Source organism: Acinetobacter sp. MYb10 (genome assembly GCF_002980175.2).
Lineage (GTDB): Bacteria > Pseudomonadota > Gammaproteobacteria > Pseudomonadales > Moraxellaceae > Acinetobacter > Acinetobacter guillouiae.
On sequence record NZ_CP058272.1, the window covers coordinates 1,403,957 to 1,422,596 of the forward strand.

Here is an 18,640-nt window from a genome sequence, read left to right on the forward strand (position 1 = left end):
TGCAATCCTTTACTTATACTTGATCCGTCGATAGCCAGCTAAACCAATCAGTCCAATGATTGAAAGAAATCCTAGACTTCCACCAGAGGTCTTTACTTTATAGTTTTTAAAATCATCTGGCTTTCTTTGTACAATTCGTGCAGGAATCGTAATATAAGGATTATCCGATTTATTAAAACTTGTGGTCGATGTCACCACATTAATTTTAAATTCATCTGAACCTTGCCATTGACCATTCGGTGTATACACAATATCACCTGCCTGATTTATCGTCATGGTGCCTTTCGATGGGGTATTAGTTTGAATAATCTTTAAACAACCTATTTGCCAAGGCTTACCATTGTCATCCAATTCGCGATTAAAAATTTGTTTACACTTTTCAGCACTAACAAGTTCACCATCTTGTAATTGATCAGAGATTGAAAACTTAGCTATTTCACCATATAAAATATCTTGCCCTACGGTCGAAATATTTGCGAGGTCAATTACCAGTTCAATTGCACCACGATCACATAATTCTGAATTGGAATTTCTCTGTTTACTCCGCTGATCAACAGTTGAACAAGCTGCTATTTTATTTTGAGGTTCTGGACCATGGTTAATAATCAGAGAATCTTCAGCCGAGTTATAACTTGGTAAAATTCTTGGTAAAAAATAACCTAAGGCTACACTCGGTGCCTCAGCAAACGGACATAAAATCCCATTGGTACTAAAGTCACATTTTCCTTCTGTGGTACTTCCAGCAATCAGTTGCGCATTACCCAATGCTGTTGCTTTAAAACCATTACATCCTGAAGAATAAAGATTATTACTGATCTGTTCTGCCTCACCACCAGCCACAATCGTACAATCTTGTGTACCATTTTTGGCAATAATACTATTTGCGACAAAACCTTTCTTTTGAGGCGCATCTACAATAAGGCCCATACTATTGAGAATCATAGTGATATTGTTGAGCTGCATAGCATCGTAGACTTTAACCACATAGCCTTTATTGTTAAAAATCGTACTATTTTCAATTCCATAGAACGTAGAAGAACCTACTAAGGCTTTTAGTGCATCTTCAGAAAATTGATTTTTTGTTTCAAAGTTTGAACTTGTAGCATCGGTAACTTCATTATCTCGAATCAAGGATTGTGTGATAACAAATGCAGGTAATTCAGTATAAATTACACCACCTTTTTCTGCTTTATTGCCTTTGATTAAGGTCTTGTTAATAGCAACGATACTTAATGCTGTATTCGCGGCATAAATACCTGCATTATAGATTGCCCCACCTTCCTTTGCATGACCATCTAAAAGTTGGCTATTACTTATCCCCAATGCTTCTTTGTTATAGATCAGACCACCTTGCTCAGCGCATACATCTTGGCCACAGCCTTTCAGGGTAATTTCATCAAATGAAACTTTCAGCATTGCAGGTGGTGTCTCTGCTTTCTGATCTATATCTTTTTCAATCTTAAATAAACGTTCTTTTCCAACCATTTTAATAATGGCATTGTTTTTACCTACAAGCGTTTGTGTATTATTTACGTTACTTTCATAAGTCGAACCAAATGCGACATCTTTTAATATTCGGATTTGCTTATTCAGTGAATACTCTTTATTGCCTTGTAATATAATTTTTGCAGTCACCTCTTTGCCGCCGCCACAACCATTATAGCCAGCTTCAGGCATTCCCTGATTGACATATTCAACTGCTTCTCTTAATGAACACTGATTATCAGCTTTTACAATATCGTCTGTGGTAGTCACAGTAATATTTGCACTAAATGCCTGACCAGTAATACATAATAATCCTAAGCCTATGCCCCGTTTGAGCATTATAGTCTCCTTGATTTCTTTTAATTATTTCTTATTAGCCAGCATTACGCTTTGCTATCAGTCCTTTTTGCGTACTTTGTCACACACAATAAAAATTCTCAAGAATTTTCATCGGCCGATCTATTGACTTCACCTCTTGTGTTACGCGCACTCAACAATAGTAAAAATCAACTATTGTCGATATTCATCAATCAATGCATAGAGCTGTCTTAAAGTTGCATGAGATAATTTAGTTTTCTCACCCTTTAATAACTTTTCTAGCTGTTCAACAGACTGAAGTAGTGTACTCGTTTGATGTGGCCCATGTAATAGCAAATATTCCGTTATTTGTGGGTCAAAATGTACACCCCGACGTTCCAACACAGAATGCAATAAAGCATGTCGATCTGCATAGGACTGTCCACTCGGTACTTTTACACTGACTGCCTGAGTAAGGCGAGATTGTAGGTCTGGTAATTCTAGCTTTAATTCTATCGGCGCAAATCGTGATGAAAACACCAACTGTCCGCCATCTTCGTTATTGTTATTAATCAGATGAAATACCGCTTTTTGCCAATGTGGTACGCCACTAATGGCCTCGATATCATCCAAGGCAACCAAATCATAGCTTTCTAATGAGGTAATTGCTTCTATAGGTGCATCAAGTAGTTCTAAGAGCGAAACTTTAATCGCAGATTTGCCAATCTCTAAATAAGAATCACAAATCGCCGTGAGTAAATGACTTTTTCCAGTTCCAGCACCACCATAGATGTAGAAACGATTCATCAGCCCTGCATGAAGCTGACGCACAGCATCAATTACAGGTCCCCAGCCTGGCCCAGAAAAATCACTAATTCTGGCATCCAGTTGTGGTTCTATATCCAACTGTAATTGACGCATATATTCAAATCATTCCTAAAGTGGATTTTGATCATTTTTAATCGATTGATCAGTATCTTGCGTGTTTTTAACTTCAATATCAAGATCAACTTTGTCGCTTTCGACTGAAATTGTTTCAGTAGTGCCATTATTTTGTATAGTCACTAAAGTATCCTCTGCTTTAAAGAACTGACTTTCTTGATATAAATCTTTGAGATGCTTGAGTAAAACCACGATAACAGCTGCAACTGGCAGTGCGATCAACATCCCCACAAAGCCACCCAACTGAGCCCCCGCAAGTACTGCAAATACCACAGCTACAGGAGATAAACCAATTTTATCACCCAATAAGAACGGTTGAAGAATATATCCTTCGATGAGCTGCCCTACACCAAATACGGCCAGAACCATCAATAAATGTTTTGGATCTAGACCAAACTGGAAAAAACAAGCAATCACTGCCGCAATAATTCCGACACCAAATCCAAGATATGGAATGATACTGCACAGCCCCGCAATCATACCAATGATTAATCCGACCTCTAAACCCACCAGCTGCAAGCCTACGGCATAGACGATTCCCAATAAAATCATCACAAGGAACTGTCCTTTGACAAAAGCCCCCAAAACGCTATGACATTCACCAACAATTTTAAGTACATTGCTTTCATATTGACGGGGAATAAAACTTTTTAAGTGTTCCAACATCCTCTTCCAATCAAGCAAGAAATAGAATGCAATAATTGGAATTAAAACAATTGTTCCGCCGATCGAAATAAAACTCAGTCCAGATTGGGCAATTTTTAAAGCCATCGCTTGAATACTGTCCGCACTATAGTTGGTCTGAACATACTCCATCACCACTTTAGAAATTTGGTCTGTATCCAATTCCATATGTTCAACATTGAAATTGTTGGACAACCACGGTAAGAAAGTTGAATTCACCCAATGGATTCCCGCAGGAATACTGTCACGGGCATAAATTAATTGTTTCCAAACCAAGGGCACAACAAACCATATTGCCCAAGTCAGTAACACGCCTATTCCAATAAAAACCACCGAAATAGAGAGCCACCTTGGTAAAACTTTTGACAGCTTATCCACCACTGGACTAAATAAATAGGCAACCAGAAAAGCCGCAACAAAAGGAATCACTACAGGTTTTAATAAATATAAAATCCATAAAACTAAAGCAATTCCAGCAAGGATAAAAATTCGTTTTAAAGTCCGATCGTGCATCGAATCACGCCTTTTTCAAATTTATTCGTTATGGAGGGGAAAATATTTTCATAAAGATAGCATTTTAGTGCAGAAATAACATAAGAGTTTCGTATATTCGGGTATAATCCCCGCGCGAATGCGGAGACTTCAATTATGAGCAACTCAACTTCTACCCCAAACACTGGTTTAAGCTATAAAGACGCTGGTGTCGATATTGAAGCGGGCGACGCACTTGTCGATCGAATCAAATCTGTCGCTAAACGTACAACACGCCCTGAAGTAATGGGTGGTTTAGGCGGCTTCGGCGCACTTTGCAGAATCCCTAAAGGTTATGAAGAACCTGTTCTTGTATCTGGTACAGATGGTGTCGGTACAAAATTACGTTTAGCATTGAACTTAAATCGTCATGACACGATTGGTCAAGACTTGGTTGCAATGTGTGTAAACGATCTTCTTGTATGTGGTGCTGAACCTCTATTCTTCCTCGATTATTACGCAACTGGACATTTAAATGTTGATGTTGCTGCAAATGTTGTGACGGGTATTGGTAAAGGTTGTGAGCTTGCAGGCTGCGCATTGGTCGGTGGTGAAACTGCTGAAATGCCAGGAATGTATGAAGGTGAAGACTATGACCTCGCAGGTTTTTCTGTGGGTGTAGTTGAAGCAAGCAAAATCATTGATGGTACGAAAGTAAAAGCAGGTGATGTTCTTATCGGCTTAGCCTCTTCTGGTGCACACTCAAACGGTTATTCTTTACTTCGTAAAATCTTAGACGTGAAAAACGTCGATTTAACTCAAATTGTAGATGGTCGTCCGCTTGCTGATGTTGCAATGGAACCAACACGTATTTATGTAAAATCAGTACTTGAGCTGTGCAAACAAGTTGATGTCCATGCAATGGCACACATCACAGGCGGCGGTTTACCTGGTAATTTACCTCGCGTACTTCCAAATGGCGCTCAAGCGGTGATTAATGAATCGTCTTGGCAATGGCCTGAATTGTTCAAACTTTTACAACGTGAAGGTGCTGTAGAACAATTTGAAATGTACCGCACATTTAACTGTGGTGTGGGTATGGTCATTGCAGTTGATGCTGCAGATGCTGACAAAACTATTGAAGTTTTGACTGCTCAAGGCGAAAAAGCATGGACAATTGGTCATATCCAAGAAAATGCAGCTTCTATTGAAGGCGCAGATGAAAAAATTCGTGTGATTTTTGCATAAGTCTCTCACATGATTAAAATTGCTGTACTTGTCTCAGGCAGTGGAAGTAACCTTCAAGCCTTGATTGATGCCAATCTTTCAGGGCAAATCGTGGGGGTCATTTCCAATAAACCTGAAGCATTTGCCTTAGAACGCGCTGCAAAAGCAGGCATTGCAACCACGGTGATTGAGCATAAACACTATCCTGATCGTGAAACTTTTGATGCTGTCATGCATCAACAATTACTGGATTGGGATGTTGATTTAGTCATTCTCGCTGGTTTTATGCGTATTCTCAGTGCCAAATTTGTCCAAGCATGGGAAGGGAAAATGGTCAACATCCACCCTTCACTATTGCCCTATTACAAAGGCATGCATACACATCAACGTGTTTTAAATACAGGTGATGTTTTACACGGGTGTACTGTACATTATGTCACTGCTGAGTTAGATGCTGGACAAGCGTTGACTCAGGGTGTTTTAACAGTCGATCTACATGATAATGTGCAATCCCTTGCAGCACGTGTACATGTACTTGAACATTTAATTTATCCTCAAGCAGTTGAATGGATCTGTAATGGCACCATTCAACACTTGGAAAATGGTCAGGTTTTATATAAGGGGCAAGCACTTAAACAGCCAATTCAATTTTGCCAGCTTTAAGTATTGCTTGATTTAAAATACTGTCGAAAAAATGCATCCTCGGATGCATTTTTTATGGCTAAAAAAATTTTATAATCTGCTATCTAAACAAAAAGTTGAACGATAATTTAACGCGGTTCAGAAACCTCTATATCTTCAATTTCATATGCTGAATTGATTTGACAATAAATCCACAAGCCAGGATAGTCCATTTGCGCAATAAAAATTAAACTCGTTACGCCTTCGATAAAAAAGCAAATTTTGTATAAACATAACTGCGCTTTTAAGGCTTGTTGCCGCTGATGCCTAATCTCGGCTTCCATGTCAATATAAGCAGCGTCAGTAAGTTCTTTAGCAATCTGAGATTGAAGTTCACTTAATTTCTGCTGGGTCAGTTTGCCCATCACATTTACAGCGGATTGAAGCAACGTCACAAAATCATGAAATTTAGGCTTTTCAACTTCTAAATCAAATTCAACATCAATGATCTGTGTTGGTCCGAATTGGTAAGATCCCAATAGAACATCACTACTTATTCTCAAATCATCAGGGTCTGTAGACAATTCGTCTACGTTTGCGACTACGAGTGTTTTTTAGGCGATACTAGGCGCGGAGTATGAAATTTAGTTATTCTAAATGAGTAGTTCGTAACGACGTAGCGGCAAAAAACACTCTAGTCCCGAAGGGTTGTGACTAAAATTATCTCAGACTACGTTATGAAACTCGAAAATAGTCTCGCTATTCTCTTCGTTTCATGCCTTGCCTGCTCAATTTTAACCTACAACGCAAGCCATTTATGAAATGTCTACACACCCTAAATATTTGCATAAAAAATTACCTAAAATCATCGATTCTGTTGAATCAGCCTTTTAATTAATTCAACAGTTTCAACTGGATGTTCCAAAGGAAACATATGTCCTCCAGCCGTCAGGGTAAAAGGAATATTAAATTTCTTTTTGGTAATTTGTGGAAATTTACGTTTTAAAAAAGGACTATCTGAACCAATGACCAAATCTACAGGAATTTGCGGTTGTGGATGAGGTAACCACCAATAAGAAGGACCTGTTCTAAAAATTGCAACTTCAACATCTTTAGGAATGGTCAAAGTCACCCCACCGCGCACATGATCTTCTGTCAACGCATAATCAATATAAGCCTGAAAACAATCTGCATCAAAATGCTGATAAAACCCCTTTGGACGTAACAACTCTGCAGCTTGTTGACGTGAATCCCAATGATCTCGACGGCGTATGCTGAGATGCGCTGGTGTCATTACATCGATTTTTTGAGGATAAAATTTCTTTGCAAGATTAAAAATAAAGGAGGCTGTCCCCATAATCAAAGGAGGATCCAATAAAATTGCTTGTTCAAATAAATCTGGACGCTTAAATGAGGCTAAAAAGGTTGCAACGGCGCCTAATGAATGACCTAAACCAATCACTTTACGTCCATTAGACTGTTGCACAATACTATCAATCACTTGATCTGCAAAATTCGACCAATTGTTATCAATAGGATAACGTTGATCTGTGCCTAATAAAGAAACATAAATCACATCATATTGATCTTTCAGTAAATCAAATAGCTTGGTATAGACTTGAGATGGCACACCATTGGCATGGGCAAAATGAATAACAGGTTTCATGTGAGATAGGCTAACCATGTCTTGCTTTACACTCTAAATATGATGAATTGAAAATACTGTAGCTGATAAATCAGATTCAGTTAAACATTTTAAGTGAACCCCGTGCTCTTGTTTTGTACTCAGTGATGCCATTCAAATGAGTTAAACAGGTCTAAAGCAGTTATAAAGGCTTAAGATAACAAGAAAATAGCGCTTTAAAATTGTGTTTGGCTTAATTTTTCATTTTCTTTTTTTCAACTTTGTTTTTATTTCATACAGGATGGATCAGTAAACAGCAATGCTACTGCTCTATTACTTTTTACTGATCCATAAGATCTGAACTATTGCATTTTCACATCTTGGTTCATACCCAGTTTTTGGCTTACAGCTTCACCTAAGCCATTTCCCATTTCTGAACCTAAACGGCCTAGAACTGAATCAAATGGACTACGCTCAACCGTATAATTGACTGCCTTTTTCACTTTTAATTCGCGTTTCAATGTTTCAATATTCCCAGCTTTATCTGCAATACCCAATTTAATGGCTTGGTCACCTGTCCAGAATAAGCCAGAGAAAATCGCTGGATCTTTCGATTTCAGCTTTTCACCACGGCCTTTTTTCACAGCATCGATAAAGTGATCATGGACATTGTCCAGTAAAGCTTGAATATGCGCACGTTGTTCTGGATTAATCGGCTTGGTCATACTAAGTATGTCTTTATTGCTTCCCGACGTCATGGTACGGTCTTCAACACCTAATTTTTGGGTTAAACCATTTACACCATAGTTCGGCATAATCACACCGATTGACCCCACCAAACTCGAAGGATTCACCCAAATTTCGTCTGCTGCTGATGCAATATAGTAAGCACCTGAAGCGCCCATATCACCAATCACAGCATAGACTTTTTTCTCTGGATTTTGTTTTTTAAGATATTGAATCTCTTGCCAAATATCATCAGACTGAACCGGTGACCCACCTGGTGAATTCACATTCAGTACAACAGCTTTCGCAGATTTTGCTTCAAAGGCTTTCTTTAATGATTTAATTGTATCGGTACTATTTACACCTTGACTACTTGAATCAATCGTACCAACGATATTGACAACCCCTAAATGATTCTCTGAGGTTATTGTTCCATCATCTGCCCCAGATAATGAACAACTCTTACCTAGTGCAACTAAAACAAACAGAATATAAAGAAAAGTGAGTATTTTAAAGAAGATCCCCCAACGACGAGTACGACGTTGCTCTTCAACTGAAGCAAGAACTGCTTTCTCTAAGATCTTCCATTCCTGTCCTGTAGGCTGTTGGCCTGCAGAGGAATTCAAATTTGTATTGTCATTTTGAGGTTTCGGCGGCCAATCTGACATTTATACCATCCAAATTAATTTTTCATGCTTCATTATATACACGGAATCCGTATAATCTATTTAATCATTACGATTTAACTTATAATAATTCGCTAAATCTCACTATTACTTAACCTTTGCTTTAATTTTAGATCCGGATGACTGATAAACATAAGACCACTACTTCGCGACTTCTCAATTTTTTCAGTCGACTGCCGATCCCAATCGCGCGTTTTATTGCGCGCATTTTGGCAGGACTGGTCAATTTATTACATATCACAAAAACATCTGAAACCATTCGTCTAAATATTGAAATTTGCTTTCCAGATCTTGATAAACCTAAACGCGAGAAAATTACAGAACAGGCGATCCGTAACGAACTACAATCCTATATGGAGTTTTTTACGGTTTGGGGCAGTTCCAATCAAAAAAATATCGATCGTATTCATCATATTGAAGGTGAACATTATTTCCATGAGGCCATTGCTGAAAAAAAAGGCCTCGTACTAATCGTGCCTCATTTTGGTACTTGGGAAATTATGAATGCATGGTTTGCCCAATATACCCAAATGACCATTATGTATGAACCGATTAAGGATGAGAGTGCGGATCGTTTTGTACGTGCAGCGCGAAGTCGTGAAAATGCCAGCTTAGTTCCAACAGATGAATCTGGTGTACGACAAATATTTAGGGCGTTAAAACAAGGTGGTACAACTGTGATTTTGCCTGATCATTCACCCCACCAAGGTGGAGAACTGATTGAATATTTCGGGATTCCACTCTCTTCGAGTAATTTAAGTGCCAAACTGATCCAAAAAACCAAATCCAAAGCACTTTTCTTATATGCAATCCGAAATGACAATCAGGGTTTTGATATGGTGGTTCAGCCGATTGATGAAAAGATCTATCAGGTGGATGCCAATCAAGGTACGCATATCATTTACACTGCGCTGGAAAAATTAATTTGCCAATATCCAGAACATTATCACTGGAGTTATAAACGCTTTAAAGCTCATCCAAAACTCAAACAGATTTATAATGTACCCAATAAAGAAGCGATGGAAATGGTCACTTCAGTCCGCAATGATGCGATCACGGAAAGCGAGCCACTTTAAAGTTTGGCGATAACCAGTCACCTCCATCTGCCCTTGTGGATTTAGCTTAAATTGGATAGAGCCTTGCTCAATCGTGGTTTTGGCTGGAATATTCAACACCTCTAGCCGTCTTAATACAATCGGATGTGGATGACCATAACGGTTGGCATATCCAGCCGATACAATCGCAAGTTTAGGCTGTAACTGCTTTAAAAAGGCATAAGAAGAGCTATTTTTACTGCCATGATGACCCAGTACTAAGACATCTACCTTTAAATCGGGATATTGTGTTAACAGATTAAATTCCGTTTCCCATCCCGCATCCCCCATCAATAAAAAGTTTTGATATGACTTTGATTGAGGGACTTGAATATAGATCACACAAGATAGTTCATTTCGATCATAGGCAGCTTTACTTAGGCTATTTTTATCAGGTGCCAGAACTGAAATTCGAACATCTTCATATTGCCAATATTGCCCTTGATGGCAATAGTCAAAGTCATGCAGGTTAAAACGTGTATCTGTTTCATTTGAATAGACTTTGTTCATTTTGATTACTTTCTCTATTTCTGCAAATGCACCACTATGGTCTTGATCTAAATGCGTCAAAAGCACCTGATCCAATTGAGCAATCCCTTGTCGCATCAGATATGGAATGATGACATTTTTGCCGATACTAAATCTTGCTTCATCAAATGAACCGCCTGTATCAATCAGCATTTTATGTTTGGGTAGATTTAAAAAAATGGCCTGCCCTTGCCCAACATCTATGATATCCAGTTGAAATATTGCAGAACTCTTATGCGAGATCACTAAGGGGATTAAACAAAGTATTGCCCAAAATTTTGGCAGTACACCTTTGGGCAAAAATAAAATAAAAACAGCCAAAGCGATGCAAACAATTTCTAGCGAATTAAATGCCCACCAATTCAGTTTAAAATTGAGCAGCTGATTTAATCTTTCCAGTAGGTACAGCAATATAGACAATAAAAGATCAGAAATTTTAAAGAGCCATAATCCTAAAGGTTCAAACAGCATACTTATACATGCGGCCAAAACTTCAATGGGAACAATCAGTGCACCGATCATTGGAATTGCAAGCAAATTGCTCAAGGGTGTAATCCACGAAAATTGTTGAAAAATCCACAGCACCACTGGCAGTAATGCAATAAATATTTTCCATTGGGAATCAATCAATACCCGTATAAATAGCTTGGCCTTGGTCTTCCATGTCTCTACAGTTGGGAGAGCATGTTGTTGAACTGTTTGATAGACGCGAATCAAAATAAAACAGGAACCAAAGGACAGCCAAAAAGCAGAAGATAAAATACTAAAAGGATCAAGCAGCAATAAAATACTGGCCGTCAATAATAAATGTTTAAGCGGTTGAATTTTTTGCTTGAATAAAATAATAACGCTTAGAATTGAAACTGTTAGCATGGTTCTTAATGCAGGTATTTCAAAACCAACAAAAGCACTATAAAACACCACACAAGCTAAAAATGGATAAACCAATAAATAAGGTTGTGGAATATTCAAAAAAATCTGTGGATAAACTCTTTTAATGCTTGAGTTAAATAAAAAGCAAAACAATATGGCAAAAATTAATACGTGCGGCCCAGAGATTGCAAGTAAATGAGAAATACCCATGGTTTTGAATAAGTCTTGAGTTTCTTTTGCCAATAAACTTTCATCCCCTGTCAATAATGCTAGGACTAAGCCCTTATTTTTTAAAGAAGAATCAGCAATTAAATCGCGAAACTTTAAACGTAAGTTCTCGATACTAAGTTGAATTCTATATCGCACGCTATTTTGTTGCTCAACAAATGTGCTATAGCCCAATTGCTTCACTTGATTTTCATCGATATGTTCAACCGACTGGGGCTTGAATACAGCCAGAATATTTTCTTGTAAAAACCATTTTTCTTTATCAAAAACTCCAGCTACAGCATAACCATGAATCGGTTTAATTTGCCCTGTAACCCGATAATATTGCCCCAGTTGGATCATTTCAGACTGTGAGTCATCCAGATACATCAATATTTGTCTGACTTTGTTGGGTTCGAGTAGCAATGCTTTTTGTTGGATACGCTGTTGAGTATTAGGCAATTGAGTGTTGGAGGATGAGTCTGTTGGCTTAATAGTATTTATGCGAGAAATATAAATAATCTTTTCAATTTGATGATGTGGTGTATCACGTAAACTTAATCTTTTTTCAAGTGCGAAATCTGCATAATAAAAACCAAGGAGACCACTTGATATCCCCACTACACTGAGAGAAACCAACTTAAATACAACAGAATTGATCAAGCTATAGTTTAAGCATCGACATACACATAACACTAGGCTTAATGCTAAGCTGATCCAAATCAAGAGATTAAAGTAAGCAGGTGAATAATATCCCATAAACGAGATACCCAATATCCATCCGATTAAAGCAATGTACATATACATAGTTTTTCTATTTATTGTTTTCAGTGTTTATTTATTGATTAAGCCCAATCAGATTGGGCTTAAGTTTAAAAATTATACATCAATTCAGCATGATATCATCAAAATAAATGCTGACTTAACCATCGATCCAGATACCATCTTGCATATGTAGGATTCTATCTGCTGATTTTGCCAGTTGCTCATCATGCGTCACAATCAACATAGCCATATTAAATTCCTCACGTAAATCACGCAGTAATTCAAAAATAGATTTTGCTGTTTTGCGATCCAAGTTTCCTGTCGGTTCATCGGCTAACATTAACTTCGGTTGAGTGACCAAAGCACGTGCTAAAGCCACACGTTGGCGTTCACCGCCTGATAACTCACCAGGTTGATGCGTTAAACGATGTGATAATCCAACCCGTTCAAGTAGATATTCAGCACGTTCTTTAACCTTTTTATACTCTGCATCTTTTCTTAACATCAACGGCATCGCGACATTTTCAAGGGCAGTAAATTCAGGCAGTAAATGATGAAACTGATAAACAAATCCTAGATGTTCATTACGTAAGAAACCACGTTCAGCTTCACCTAAGTTATCAAAACGTTTGCCATTTAAATTGACAAGACCTTGGGTCGGACGATCAAGACCGCCCAAAATATGCAAGAGTGTGCTTTTACCTGAACCACTTGAACCCACGATAGAGACAAACTCACCTTGCGCGACTTGCAAAGATAAACCTGTAATGACGTCTACATGCGACTTGCCATCCGTAAACGATTTATAGATATTTTGCGCCTCTAAAACCACTGGACTTTGTGTAGCACTATTCATAACGAAGCGCCTCCGCAGGTTGAATTTTAGCTGCTCGCAATGCAGGATAAATGGTTGCAATAAAGCTTAGGCCTAAGGACAAGCTCACAATCACCACTACATCTTGCCATCTTAAATAAGAAGGTAAGTAGTTGATAAAATAAGCATCGAATAAATGTAATCCAAATGCAGTATTCAACCAGCCAATAAAGTTACTGATTCCTAATGCAGAGATAATCCCCAAGATTGCACCAGCAACCGTTCCAACCACACCAATCACAGTACCTTGCACCATAAAAATGCGGGTAATTGTTGCTGGTGATGCGCCTAATGTTCTTAGAATCGCGATGTCTGATTTTTTATCCGTCACAACCATGACCAATGAAGACACAATATTAAATGCAGCAACAAGCACGATGAGGAATAACAATAGACTGACCATTGCCTTTTCCATTTGGATTGCGCTGAATAAATTACCATGCGTATAGGTCCAATCTGAGGCATAGAAACCGCTCGATAACTCACGAACAATTTCATTGGCAACCTGTGGCGCTTGGAAAATATCATCCAGTTTCATACGCACACCTTGTGCACCGTCAGGTAGACGTAATAGTGTAGATGCATCATTGAGTGCGATGTAACCTAAACTCGAATCAACTTCTGCACCAATACTAAAAATACCGACGATTTTAAAACGTTTAAAACGTGGTACAACGCCTGCTGGCGAAGGGGTTGCTTCAGGTAAAACCAAGGTGACATTGTCATTTAGACCAAGGCCTAACGCATCAGTCATTTGTTTGCCTAGAACAATGCCATATTCACCTTTTTTTAGTTGATCTATGCTACCTTCCACCATATGATTTTGGATAATTGAAACCTTCTTTTCATATTGAGGTTCAATACCAGTCACCATGATGCCGGCGACCTGTCCTTGTGCAGTAAGCATACCTTGTAGTTGGGTAAATGGAGCAACACCAGTCACATGCTTATGTTGTTCAATTTTCTTTGCAAGTACAGGCCAGTCTGTTAGAATTTGTGTTGAAGAAACAGTGGCTTGAGGTATCATACCTAAAACACGGTTCTTTAACTCTCGGTCAAAACCATTCATAACAGATAAAACTGTAATCAGTACAGCAACCCCTAAGGTTAGACCGATCATGGAAACCAAAGCGATAAAAGAAATAAAGTGATTACTACGCCGTGCGCGAGTGTATCTCAACCCTATATACAGCGAGATTGGTTTAAACATACCATTCTAGTCCGAGGTGTTTTATGGAAGCGTTACAGCATCAAAATGAAGCAAATGAACGTCGTGTCATGTCACGAATCGATGCTGCGTTAAGGATCAACTATCAAATCATTTCTGAAGAAGTTGCGCTGAACGATCCATATGATGCTAATTTTGTATTACCGCGCTATTTTCTACTACTTGCAGAATTAGATCAATTTGATCATGCACTTCACTACGAATTAGAACAATTAAATGAAAAAGATCAACAAATTGCTCGAATCTTATCCTTATTCAACCAAAAGTTAAACCTTATTACTGGTTCTCTTTACGATTCTATTGTACAAACCATGTTACCAACGCCACAAAAAGTCAATTTTTCTGAAAGTGGCTTCAGTTTTACCAGTCAACAATACCTGAAACAAGGTAGCTTTATTCATGTCACCCTGAGTCATCCTGAAAATTTCTTCCATATTGCAGCAACGGCACAAATTGCGTACTCGGAACCTGCTGAAAATGAGCAATATCGTGTAGGTGCGTACTTCATTACCTTACATCCACAAGATAAAGTCAAACTGGCTGAATGTATTCAACAGAACATCACCCTACAGAATAATTGATATTGAACATATGGACTCTACTTTATTCGCTTTTGCCTTGATTGCCTTAGGTATGTCACTCACCCCTGGCCCAAATATGATTTATCTGATCTCAAGGTCCTTGTGTCAGGGCAAAACTGCGGGAATGGTTTCATTGGGCGGCACAGCGCTCGGTTTTGTATTTTATATGCTGTGTGCTGCTTTTGGGATCACCGCTTTATTAATGACGATTCCAGTTGCATATGATGTTTTAAAAATTGCTGGTGCGCTCTACCTGATTTATCTTGGCTGGAAAGCAATTCGCTCTCCTCATTCGCCTTTTAAGATTGCCAGTCAACAGTCTTATTCTAATTCAAAACTATTTTTAATGGGCTTTTTGACCAATCTACTCAATCCTAAAATTGCGATGATGTACTTAGCTTTGCTGCCACAATTTATCAAACCACACCAAGACGATGTTTTAGTGCAAACGCTGAGTTTGGGTTTTGTGCAAATTGTGATTAGTCTACTCGTCAACATGCTGTTGATTTTTACTGCCAGTTCATTTACCCAATTTTTAAATCGTCATGCACTTTGGTTAAAAGTACAAAAATGGTTTATGGGTACGGTATTTTTTGGCTTAGCAACACAAATCATGCTGAGCTCAAAAAGATAACACCAAGCAATCTAATATAAATTTAAACGTTTTCAATAAGATGTAGCCAAACCAACTATATAGTAATACGCATCAACGTATATCCAATGATATCCATCTTAGCCACACCCATAAAAAACGACTCAAAGTGGAGTATTTACTTTGAGTCAAATAGGGTCTGTTGACAATTCGTCTATGTTTGCGACTACGTGTGTTTTTTAGGCGATACTAGGCGCGAGATACGAAATTTAGTCATTCTAAATGAGTAGTTCGTAACGACGTAGCGGCAAAAAACACACTAGTCCCCCGCTGCGCCTTGCGCTGCAAACAAAGCAGTGCTTTGTTCTTGCTCAGGGTTGTGGCTAAAATTATCTCAGCCTTCGTTATGAAACTCGAAAATAGTCTCGCTATTCTCTTCGTTTCATGCCTTGCCTGCTCAATTTTAACCTACAACGCAACCCATTTATGAAATGCCAACAGACCCTGCACTGATTTAAAAAGTTTCTTTTTTGATAAGCAATTATTCTGCCAACTTATGAATTCGCTTGGCATAACTTGAATGGGCAGAATGATCAAGTTTGGTCAAGATACCATCATCCCCCAAGATACGACGTGCACCTGTTTGCACCCATTGTGGTAATAAAGCATAAGCACCATGTACTGCTTGTAAGTAATCAGGTACTGCAATAAATAACCGAGGCTTAATCAAAGCACTCACAACTGCATTGGCAACCTGTTGCGGTGTCACTGCTGGAATCGTTTTTGCCGCATTTTCAGTCCCAGCGGTGAGCTCTGTCAGTACTTTACTGGGTAAAATTGCCGTGAACTGAATAGCTGAATCACGAAACTCACCTGCAACCGCTTCGGTGAGACCAATCACAGCAAATTTAGTTCCAGAATAAACCGCAGAACCAGGTAAGGCAAAACGCCCTGCAAGTGATGCGATATTGACAATATGGCCTTGTTTATATTTAAGCAATTCAGGGAGTGCCAATTGCATACCAATGATGACACCACGAAAGTTAATATCAATTTGTGCATCTGCTAAAGCGGGATCTTCATCCAGAAAAGCCCCCATCGGCATAATCCCAGCATTATTCACTAAAGCATAAAGACTGCCATAATGTTGAATGGTGTTTTGAATAAATTGGGCAAATGATTCACGATCACGCACATCCACTTTAAAAGCTTTGGCACCAATACGTTGGGCTTCTTTTTCAGCAAGTGCTAAATCAAGATCACCGATACTGACTTTTGCACCTTGTGCAATTAAAGCTTCTGCGGTAGCTAAACCAATGCCACGTGCGGCACCAGTAATTGCAATCACTCTGCCTTTTAATTTTTGTTTTTTTAACATTGCGCTATCCTTTATTTAAAATCTTGGTAAATTTCATATCCATTCCATCCTCTTTTATAGGCTTGCCTCTTTTATAGACACGCCTCTTTTATGGAATTGAATATGATGAAAGTTAAAATTCCTTTCTCATACGACATCTGCTTGCTTTAAGCTTGTGCTTGGTTCAGGTTGATGATCAATCAAATACTCAGCTAAATTAAAATGTTTCATTTTTACTCGGAGTTTATAGGTTGACCACGGCCAAACTGTACTGTTGCGCCCATTGCGATCAATAAAATAGCTTTGACATCCGCCCTTGTTCCAGACCGTAGTTTGCAAAGCTGCTTGGACTTTTTCATTAAAAACTTTGGTAATTTTGGGATTTGGTTCAATGGTCTTGATGCCCAATTGAATTGCCTGTTTCAAAGCATCGATAATGTAATCAAGCTGAGCTTCAATGATAATAAATGCTGAAGAACTTACAGCGACATTGGGACCAAACATCAAAAAAACATTTGGGCAATTTTCGATCATTGTCCCCATATAGCCTTCAGGACTACCCTGCCAAACATCGGACATACGCTGCCCAAAACGGTTATAGACACGATTGGCAATGGGTGGTTCAGCAATCTCAAACCCTGTACCAAGAATAATCACATCAGCTTCACAACGTTCACCATTACTTGCAATTAAAGTATTCCCTTTAATTTCAGATAAACCACTGGCAATCACCTCAACATTGTTTTGTGCTAAAGCGGGATACCAATTGTTGGATTGCAAAATACGTTTACAACCAATAATAAAATTGGGGGTTAATTTTTCTCGTAGGCGCGAATTTTTAATATGGTAATTTAAATGCCATTTGGCTAATTTTTGGAATTGCTTCATAGCCGCAGGACTTTGAATTCCACCATTTATCGTTTCAAAAATTCCATAGACTGAGCCTCGCATCAGCTGTTGAGTCAGCGGTAACAGCTTAAACATGGCACGAACAGGTGCAAGTAATGGCATGTCTGACTTTGGCAAAATCCATTGTGCAGTACGTTGAAAGATCGTCAGTTGTTTAACTTGTGGTTGAATCTGCGGTACAAACTGGATGGCTGAAGCACCTGTTCCAATCACCGCAACCCGTTGAGCTGTTAAGTCCAAATCATGCCGCCATTGTGAAGAATGGAAAATTTCTCCTTTAAAGCTTTCAATACCTTTAACATCAGGCAATACAGGTTCATGCATAGGGCCACAAGCAAGAATTGCAAATTGAGAGCGCAACTCGCCCTGTACGGTTTGGATAATCCAGCAATTTTCCACATCGGACCACTGTGCTTGTAAAGCTTCACGATTCAAATGCACATGTGGCATGACCTTGTACTTATCGACCACATCAAATAAATATTGTTTAATTTCTTTTTGCTGTGCAAAGACCCGTGACCATACAGGGTTTTGTTCAAAAGAGTATGAATAGAGCGCCGATGGTACATCACAGGCGCAACCTGGATAGGTATTTTCACGCCAGACCCCGCCCATTTCAGCAGCCTTTTCCAGCAATATAAAATCTTCAATCCCTGCTTGTTTTAATTTGATTGCGGCACCAAGACCAGCAAAACCACCACCCACGATAATCACTTTATAAAAGTTTTTATCTTTAGTGCTTTTTTTCATTTGTTCCATGTTGAAAATCGCTTAGAATATAAACAATAGGAATACAATGTCAAAAACGGAATTACTTGTCAATTTCCATTGTTTAACAATTTTGAATATTTATTTGGTATTCTTTGCCT

General features: G+C 38.6%; 16 protein-coding genes. 5 read left to right on the plus strand and 11 right to left on the minus strand.

Going from position 1 to position 18,640, the window contains the following annotated elements; genetic code table 11:
• Positions 1-9 precede the first annotated feature (9 nt).
• The 3 genes from rbtA to cxpE all read right to left on the minus strand — a co-directional run bounded on the left by rbtA (position 10) and on the right by cxpE (position 3,921).
• Complete coding sequence (rbtA, locus tag CQZ96_RS06570) at positions 10-1,824, minus strand: rhombotarget A (RefSeq protein WP_105714254.1); 1,815 nt, start codon at positions 1,822-1,824, stop codon at positions 10-12.
• Between the two features lie 171 nt (positions 1,825-1,995).
• Positions 1,996-2,703 (minus strand): DnaA regulatory inactivator Hda, encoded by a 708-nt coding sequence (hda, locus tag CQZ96_RS06575; protein WP_004721759.1) that lies wholly within the window; start codon positions 2,701-2,703, stop codon positions 1,996-1,998.
• Between the two features lie 15 nt (positions 2,704-2,718).
• Entirely contained in the window at positions 2,719-3,921 is a 1,203-nt protein-coding gene (cxpE, locus tag CQZ96_RS06580; RefSeq protein WP_004721760.1) for a chloramphenicol efflux transporter CxpE, read from the minus strand.
• Positions 3,922-4,056: 135 nt separating this feature from the next.
• Between cxpE and purM the strand changes: the two genes are divergently transcribed.
• The gene (gene purM / locus CQZ96_RS06585) at positions 4,057-5,127 is read left to right on the plus strand and encodes a phosphoribosylformylglycinamidine cyclo-ligase (RefSeq protein ID WP_105714253.1); all 1,071 of its coding nucleotides are present in this window, start codon (positions 4,057-4,059) and stop codon (positions 5,125-5,127) included.
• 9 nt (positions 5,128-5,136) lie between these two features.
• Positions 5,137-5,769: a phosphoribosylglycinamide formyltransferase gene (gene purN, locus CQZ96_RS06590; RefSeq protein WP_004721762.1), complete on the plus strand. Its 633-nt coding sequence runs from the start codon at positions 5,137-5,139 to the stop codon at positions 5,767-5,769.
• A 107-nt stretch (positions 5,770-5,876) separates the two neighbouring features.
• Here the strand turns inward: purN and CQZ96_RS06595 are convergent, their stop codons facing one another.
• The 3 genes from CQZ96_RS06595 to sppA all read right to left on the minus strand — a co-directional run bounded on the left by CQZ96_RS06595 (position 5,877) and on the right by sppA (position 8,745).
• Positions 5,877-6,311: a hypothetical protein gene (locus CQZ96_RS06595; RefSeq protein ID WP_146113221.1), complete on the minus strand. Its 435-nt coding sequence runs from the start codon at positions 6,309-6,311 to the stop codon at positions 5,877-5,879.
• 281 nt (positions 6,312-6,592) lie between these two features.
• Complete coding sequence (locus tag CQZ96_RS06600) at positions 6,593-7,393, minus strand: alpha/beta fold hydrolase (protein ID WP_171287940.1); 801 nt, start codon at positions 7,391-7,393, stop codon at positions 6,593-6,595.
• Positions 7,394-7,713: 320 nt separating this feature from the next.
• Positions 7,714-8,745 (minus strand): signal peptide peptidase SppA, encoded by a 1,032-nt coding sequence (sppA, locus tag CQZ96_RS06605; protein ID WP_105714250.1) that lies wholly within the window; start codon positions 8,743-8,745, stop codon positions 7,714-7,716.
• Between the two features lie 137 nt (positions 8,746-8,882).
• Between sppA and CQZ96_RS06610 the strand changes: the two genes are divergently transcribed.
• Positions 8,883-9,839 carry a lysophospholipid acyltransferase family protein gene (locus CQZ96_RS06610; protein ID WP_004721768.1) on the plus strand — a complete coding sequence of 319 codons (957 nt, stop codon included), beginning with the start codon at positions 8,883-8,885 and terminating at the stop codon, positions 9,837-9,839.
• Here the strand turns inward: CQZ96_RS06610 and CQZ96_RS06615 are convergent.
• The 3 genes from CQZ96_RS06615 to CQZ96_RS06625 form a co-directional block, all read right to left on the minus strand.
• The gene (locus CQZ96_RS06615) at positions 9,798-12,272 is read right to left on the minus strand and encodes a DNA internalization-related competence protein ComEC/Rec2 (protein WP_105714249.1); all 2,475 of its coding nucleotides are present in this window, start codon (positions 12,270-12,272) and stop codon (positions 9,798-9,800) included. The two genes, CQZ96_RS06610 and CQZ96_RS06615, sit on opposite strands and share 42 nt — an antisense overlap.
• Before the next feature lie 115 nt (positions 12,273-12,387).
• Positions 12,388-13,086 carry a lipoprotein-releasing ABC transporter ATP-binding protein LolD gene (lolD, locus tag CQZ96_RS06620; protein ID WP_004721773.1) on the minus strand — a complete coding sequence of 233 codons (699 nt, stop codon included), beginning with the start codon at positions 13,084-13,086 and terminating at the stop codon, positions 12,388-12,390.
• A complete protein-coding gene (locus tag CQZ96_RS06625; RefSeq protein ID WP_105714248.1) occupies positions 13,079-14,314 on the minus strand; it encodes a lipoprotein-releasing ABC transporter permease subunit in 1,236 nt (411 codons plus the stop codon). Before CQZ96_RS06625 ends, lolD begins: the two co-directional genes overlap by 8 nt.
• Positions 14,315-14,337: 23 nt before the next feature.
• Between CQZ96_RS06625 and CQZ96_RS06630 the strand changes: the two genes are divergently transcribed.
• Positions 14,338-14,913 (plus strand): PilZ domain-containing protein, encoded by a 576-nt coding sequence (locus tag CQZ96_RS06630; RefSeq protein ID WP_004721776.1) that lies wholly within the window; start codon positions 14,338-14,340, stop codon positions 14,911-14,913.
• Between the two features lie 10 nt (positions 14,914-14,923).
• Positions 14,924-15,547 (plus strand): LysE family translocator, encoded by a 624-nt coding sequence (locus tag CQZ96_RS06635; protein WP_105714247.1) that lies wholly within the window; start codon positions 14,924-14,926, stop codon positions 15,545-15,547.
• Between the two features lie 499 nt (positions 15,548-16,046).
• Here the strand turns inward: CQZ96_RS06635 and CQZ96_RS06640 are convergent, their stop codons facing one another.
• Both CQZ96_RS06640 and CQZ96_RS06645 read right to left on the minus strand, forming a co-directional pair.
• A complete protein-coding gene (locus tag CQZ96_RS06640; protein ID WP_105714246.1) occupies positions 16,047-16,883 on the minus strand; it encodes an SDR family oxidoreductase in 837 nt (278 codons plus the stop codon).
• 126 nt (positions 16,884-17,009) lie between these two features.
• Complete coding sequence (locus tag CQZ96_RS06645) at positions 17,010-18,530, minus strand: flavin-containing monooxygenase (protein WP_105714245.1); 1,521 nt, start codon at positions 18,528-18,530, stop codon at positions 17,010-17,012.
• Between the last annotated feature and the right edge of the window lie 110 nt (positions 18,531-18,640).

Bases quoted from the DNA above. Each gene is read 5' to 3' on its own strand.
- rbtA (WP_105714254.1), bottom strand. From the start codon at position 1,824: ATGCTCAAACGGGGCATAGGCTTAGGATTATTATGTATTACTGGTCAG.
- CQZ96_RS06610 (WP_004721768.1), top strand. From the start codon at position 8,883: ATGACTGATAAACATAAGACCACTACTTCGCGACTTCTCAATTTTTTC.
- CQZ96_RS06625 (WP_105714248.1), bottom strand. From the start codon at position 14,314: ATGTTTAAACCAATCTCGCTGTATATAGGGTTGAGATACACTCGCGCA.
- CQZ96_RS06640 (WP_105714246.1), bottom strand. From the start codon at position 16,883: ATGTTAAAAAAACAAAAATTAAAAGGCAGAGTGATTGCAATTACTGGT.
- CQZ96_RS06615 (WP_105714249.1), bottom strand. From the start codon at position 12,272: ATGTATATGTACATTGCTTTAATCGGATGGATATTGGGTATCTCGTTT.
- purM (WP_105714253.1), top strand. From the start codon at position 4,057: ATGAGCAACTCAACTTCTACCCCAAACACTGGTTTAAGCTATAAAGAC.
- hda (WP_004721759.1), bottom strand. From the start codon at position 2,703: ATGCGTCAATTACAGTTGGATATAGAACCACAACTGGATGCCAGAATT.
- sppA (WP_105714250.1), bottom strand. From the start codon at position 8,745: ATGTCAGATTGGCCGCCGAAACCTCAAAATGACAATACAAATTTGAAT.
- CQZ96_RS06645 (WP_105714245.1), bottom strand. From the start codon at position 18,530: ATGGAACAAATGAAAAAAAGCACTAAAGATAAAAACTTTTATAAAGTG.
- lolD (WP_004721773.1), bottom strand. From the start codon at position 13,086: ATGAATAGTGCTACACAAAGTCCAGTGGTTTTAGAGGCGCAAAATATC.
- CQZ96_RS06635 (WP_105714247.1), top strand. From the start codon at position 14,924: ATGGACTCTACTTTATTCGCTTTTGCCTTGATTGCCTTAGGTATGTCA.
- purN (WP_004721762.1), top strand. From the start codon at position 5,137: ATGATTAAAATTGCTGTACTTGTCTCAGGCAGTGGAAGTAACCTTCAA.
- cxpE (WP_004721760.1), bottom strand. From the start codon at position 3,921: ATGCACGATCGGACTTTAAAACGAATTTTTATCCTTGCTGGAATTGCT.
- CQZ96_RS06630 (WP_004721776.1), top strand. From the start codon at position 14,338: ATGGAAGCGTTACAGCATCAAAATGAAGCAAATGAACGTCGTGTCATG.
- CQZ96_RS06600 (WP_171287940.1), bottom strand. From the start codon at position 7,393: ATGAAACCTGTTATTCATTTTGCCCATGCCAATGGTGTGCCATCTCAA.